The sequence below is a fragment of the Mesorhizobium sp. M2E.F.Ca.ET.209.01.1.1 genome (genome assembly GCF_004010375.2).
GTDB lineage: Bacteria > Pseudomonadota > Alphaproteobacteria > Rhizobiales > Rhizobiaceae > Mesorhizobium.
The window spans coordinates 1-350 of the sequence record NZ_SADP02000554.1; the positions used below are offsets into that span (position 1 = coordinate 1).

Sequence of the window (350 nt, forward strand, 5' to 3'; positions counted from 1 at the left end):
GGTGGATAGGCAAATATGTCAGCTCCCTACTGCTGCAATCAAAAAGCGTTTCACTTCAAGCCAAGGCATGGTGGAGCAGTCTGGGCGCCTTTCTTCTCCCCCCTCGATCGGGGGAGAGGTGCCGGGCGAAGCCCGGCGGAGTGGGGGTCGACAGCGCCCAACCTATGCCTGCGCCGCCGCCATCGTCGCATAGAAGAACGCATCGAAATTCCGCAGCACAGGCTCGTTCGGCAGGTCCGCCAGCACGCGGTTGACAATGAAGGGCACCTCCTGCTCGGTCAGCCCGCCGTGTGAGCGCAGCGGCTCGTCGAGTGCCGCCAGATTATGCCGGTGTTCCGACGTGCCGATTG

General features: G+C 62.9%; 1 pseudogene. It reads right to left on the reverse strand.

Annotated elements, in window-relative coordinates:
• Positions 1-162: 162 nt before the first annotated feature.
• Positions 163-350 (reverse strand): annotated as a pseudogene (locus EN852_RS36880) (phosphonoacetate hydrolase); the annotation flags it as partial.